The organism is Actinomycetota bacterium (assembly GCA_036280995.1).
Taxonomy (GTDB): domain Bacteria; phylum Actinomycetota; class CALGFH01; order CALGFH01; family CALGFH01; genus CALGFH01.
Genome location: DASUPQ010000658.1, coordinates 1 through 3,635 on the forward strand (window position 1 = coordinate 1; position 3,635 = coordinate 3,635).

Sequence of the window (3,635 nt, forward strand, 5' to 3'; positions counted from 1 at the left end):
GACGAGGCCGCCGCCCTGCTGGCTGCCACCCTTGCCAACGGGTCAGGCCCCCGCTGGCTGGCGCCGGAGGAGGTAGCGAGGCTGCTCGCCTGCTACGGCGTATCGGTCGCCGAGTGGCGCCTGGCCGGCTCCCCGGAGGAGGCCGGCGCGGCCGCGGTCGAGCTCGGTGGGCCGGTCGCCCTCAAGGCGGTCGCGCCGCGGCTGGTCCACAAGACCGAGGCCCACGGCGTCCGGCTCCACCTCACCGGCGCCGACCAGGTCCGGACCGCCGCCGCCGAGATGGCCGCGGCCGTCGCCGCCGAGGGCTACGCGGTCAACGGGTTCCTGGTCCAGCGCATGGTCGGCGAGGGTGTGGAGCTGCTGGTCGGCGTCGTCCACGACGCCTCCTTCGGTCCCGTGATCGCCTGTGGGGCGGGCGGCACGGCGGTGGAGCTCCTCAAGGACGTGGCCGTGCGCATCACCCCGCTGACCGAGGTAGATGCGGCCGAGATGGTCCGCTCGCTGGCCACCTACCCGCTGCTGGACGGCTACCGGGGCGCCCCAAGAGCCGACGTGGCCGCCCTCGAGGACCTGCTGCTGCGGGTCAGCGCCCTGGTCGAGGCCCACCCGGAGGTCGCCGAGCTTGATCTCAATCCGGTGCGGGCGCTGGCCGACGGCGTCATGGTGGTCGACGCCAGGATCCGGGTTGAGGCGGCCCGCCCACCACCACCCCTGGCCGCCCGCCGCCGATAGCCACGCCCGCTGGCGGGCGCCGGCTCTCATCGTCCCTGGTGGATGATGGCCATCATCTCGGGAACGGTCGTGACCTTTTTCCGCGGGCGGCCTTCGGCTCGACCGGCGGCGACCTCGTGGGCATCCAGGACCTGCCAGTCCGGATAGGTGACGTGGTCGACGCCTCGCTCGCGCAGGAGCGCCTCGATCGCCGACGGGTCGCGATGCCCGTCGCGGAGCCGTTGCAGGAGGGGCAGGTCGGCCAGCATGGCCTCGACGGTGGCGGCGGAATCGGGCTTGTTGTTGCCGATCAGACCCGTCGGGCCCCGCTTGGCCCAGCCGACGACATACTCACCACGCACCACTTCGCCGGTGTTCGGATGGACGACCTGGCCGGCGATGTTGTTGATCGTTGAGGTCGCAGGATCGAAGGGCACGCCTTCGATCGGCACGGTCCGGTAGCCGATGGAACGCAGCACCAGGCCGGTCTCGATGGTCTCGAACTGGCCGGTTCCCCTTGACCGGAGCGCGCCGTTGGCGTCCACGACGAGCTCGTTCCGCTCGGCCTTCAACGCCGTGATCCGCCCGTCGGTGCCGATGATCTCCACTGGCGAGGCGAGGAAGCGCAGGAGAATACGGCGAGGTCCGGGATGCCGGGTGCGGGCGGCGTACTCGCGGAGAATTCGCAGGTTCGCCGTGGCGGTGCGGTCCTCCTCCATGTCGGCCTGGCTGACCGCGTCAAGCTCCAGGTCCCGGGGATCGACGATCGCGTCCACCCCTTCGAGCCGCCCCAGCTCCCTGAGCTCGGGGGTGGTGAAGGACGCCTGGGCCGGGCCCCGCCGCCCCAGGACCACGACCTCGCGGATTCTGCTCTGGCGCAGCCTCTCCAGGGCGTGGTCGGCGATGTCGGTCCTGGCCAGTTGGTCGGGGGAGGTGGCCAGGATGCGGGACACGTCCATGGCCACGTTGCCGTTGCCGACCACCACCGCCCGCTCGACCGAGAGGTCGACGGGCAGCTCGCGGTAGTCGGGATGGCCGTTGTACCAGCCGACGAAGGAGATGGCGGGGTGGCTGTTGGGCAGCTCCTCGCCGGGGATGCTCATGCGCCGGTCGGCCTGGGCCCCGACGGCGTAGACGAGCTGGTCGTAGTGGCGCTTCAGCTCCCGATGGTGGATGTCAACGCCGTAGGTGACGTTGCCGAAGTACCGCACCCGCGGGTCGGCCAGGATCCGCTCCAGCACCCGGGCCACCGCCTTGATCGACTGGTGGTCGGGCGCGACCCCGTCGCGGACCAGCCCGAACGGCGTCGGGAAGCGGTTGAAGACGTCGATTGTCAGGGAGATGTCGCGCCTGCGGAGCAGGCTTTCGGCGGCATAGAGCCCGGCTGGCCCGGCCCCGATGATGGCGATCTTTAGCGGCCGATCTGCCGCGCCAAGCCGTTCTGTCATGGCACGGTCAGCCCCACCAGGTGAAGGGGAGGTCGTCGGGGATTCTGATGCGGCGGCCGGTGACCGAGCGCGGCCGCACGCGGACGTACCGGCTCTTGTCGCCGGGGGCCCACGGGTACAGGGGCAGGCCGCGGAGCCGCTCCAGGTGGTCAGGGTCGGTGATGTCGGCCAGGGTCCCCCGGACGACCACGCTCCAGCCGGTGCGGGTGGCCTCGTCGGTGGCGTCGACCTCGAAGGCGACCGACTCCCGCTCAGTGGCGGCATCCAGCTTGGATCCGGGGTCGGTTCGGAAGATGACCAGGTCCTGGTCGAACACGTAGTTGACCGGGAAGATCACCGGCCCGCCGAAGTCCGGGATGGCCAGGCGGCCGAGATGCCGCTCGGCCAGCAGCTTGCGGCACTCGTCCTCGTCCAGTTCCTCCATGTGGGGCTTGGGCATGCTGGCACCTCCTTGGTGGCGAGTCACAGCCCCAGAGGGTAGAGGGTGGCGCGGCGTCTGGATCCCGGCGAAGGGCCCGCGCCATATGGGCCGTTGGACCCTGCGGCCGCCGTGGCCGGAGCCTGACACTGGCCGCCAAGCCCTTCATGCTGACCGTGGTCGCGACCGGACAGGCACGGGCGGGTTCGACCCGGGAGGGATCTCACATGGCCAGTATGGAAGGTCAGGTCGCGCTCGTCACCGGTGGCGCAGCCGGGTTACCGGGCTTGCGGGAGGGGCCAGGTGTGGACGGGCTGGCCGGTCCGCTGGTGCTCCAGGTATTGCTCGAGCATGGCGGCCAGGGCCCGCTCGCGGCCCAGCTTCGGCTCCAGTGAGGCAAGGGCCAGGCGCTGCCAGGCCGACCCGGTGTGGCCGCTGGCCGCCCTGGCCTCGATCACCGAGAGGAGCTCGCCCGCCTCCTCAGCGAGCACGCCGGCGTCCTCCAGGCCCTGGCGGGCGGTCGGGAGGAGGTGGCGGACCAGGTCGGGGGCGGCCAGGATCCTGGGGCGACCGCTCGGGGCCAGGGGCCAGGCCAGCTCGGCGTCCAGCCCGAACTGGGCGGCCCGGTAGAAGTTGTGGTGGGCCTGCTGGAAGGCGAACCGGCGGGTCGTGGCGGCCGCCCCGGGGGCCAGGGCCCGGGTCAGGCCGAGCAGGAAGGCGGCATTGGCCAGCATGTCGACCACGCTCGGCCCGGCCGGCAGGGCCCGCATCTCGATCCGGAGGTGGCCGCCATCGGCCGGGTCGTAGATGGCCCGGTTCCAGCGCCACACCGTGCCCTGGTGCAGCCGCAGCTCCTCAAGGGCTGGCACCCCGTCGCCTCGGCCGAGGCGGTCCAGCGGCCGCTCCGGGCCCACCACCGGCAGCACCGGCTCGTGCAGCCGGACGCTCTCCTCCAGCAGCTCCAGCGGCCCCGACCGGGTCCAGCCGGTCCCGAAGGCGACCCGCGAGATCCGCCGGCTGGCCCGCCCGGCGGTGCCGCGGTCGTCGATCGCCTGCTT

4 protein-coding genes are annotated in these 3,635 nt (G+C 72.3%); 1 reads left to right on the forward strand and 3 read right to left on the reverse strand.

All coding sequences use genetic code 11. The features are described from left to right. Window positions 1-732: acetate--CoA ligase family protein (locus VF468_22500; GenBank protein HEX5881060.1), on the forward strand; the 732-nt coding region annotated here is incomplete at its 5' end. Window positions 733-758: 26 nt separating this feature from the next. Here VF468_22500 and VF468_22505 read toward each other — a convergent pair. From VF468_22505 to VF468_22515, 3 genes are all read right to left on the reverse strand, one after another. Then, window positions 759-2,159: an FAD-dependent oxidoreductase gene (locus VF468_22505; GenBank protein ID HEX5881061.1), complete on the reverse strand. Its 1,401-nt coding sequence runs from the start codon at window positions 2,157-2,159 to the stop codon at window positions 759-761. Window positions 2,160-2,166: 7 nt separating this feature from the next. Continuing rightward, on the reverse strand, window positions 2,167-2,598 hold the full coding sequence (locus tag VF468_22510) for a pyridoxamine 5'-phosphate oxidase family protein (GenBank protein HEX5881062.1): 432 nt from the start codon (window positions 2,596-2,598) through the stop codon (window positions 2,167-2,169). A gap of 257 nt (window positions 2,599-2,855) precedes the next feature. Next, window positions 2,856-3,635 (reverse strand): glutamate--cysteine ligase (locus VF468_22515; protein ID HEX5881063.1); only part of this gene is annotated, 780 nt, incomplete at its 5' end.